We start from the raw sequence: 472 nt of genomic DNA on the forward strand, positions 1-472 counted from the left end.
TGATATTCGGTCATAATAACATTAGTGACTTTTCCCTTTTCTCCAATCGTTACTGTGTATAATTCAGAACAATCAAATTTATCTTTTTTAGTCCAATTATAGTTTTTAATTCTGTCAAAAATAGCTTGGGTTATATTTTCTCTATCTAATCTATCTATTCCATCTTTTAAATCCACATAATTTTGCTGTTCGCTTATTTTTAAAATTTTGCCATTTTCAATTTCAATGACATTTTCGTACATAAAAATCCGTTCGAATACGCCATCCCAATTAATCATCTTATTGTCGGTTCTTTTAGTTGGAAAACTAATATTCCCACTAAACCAGTCAACAAAAACTTTATTGTTTTTGACCTTTTCTCCGAATAATTTTTTGAAATAGTTTTTTGGAATTAAATTTTTGTTATCCAATGAATGGCAATCTATAATAGCATTTACAAATAGACTGTCATTCTTAATTTCATAAATTGCTT

1 protein-coding gene is annotated in these 472 nt (G+C 27.1%); it reads right to left on the minus strand.

The annotated features are described in order from the left end of the window. Window positions 1–472, minus strand: a 472-nt coding sequence (locus K8344_RS14020) for a hypothetical protein (protein ID WP_237609299.1), incomplete at both ends; no start/stop codon positions are given.

This window comes from Aequorivita xiaoshiensis (assembly GCF_022008395.1).
Taxonomy (GTDB): Bacteria; Bacteroidota; Bacteroidia; order Flavobacteriales; family Flavobacteriaceae; genus Aequorivita; species Aequorivita xiaoshiensis.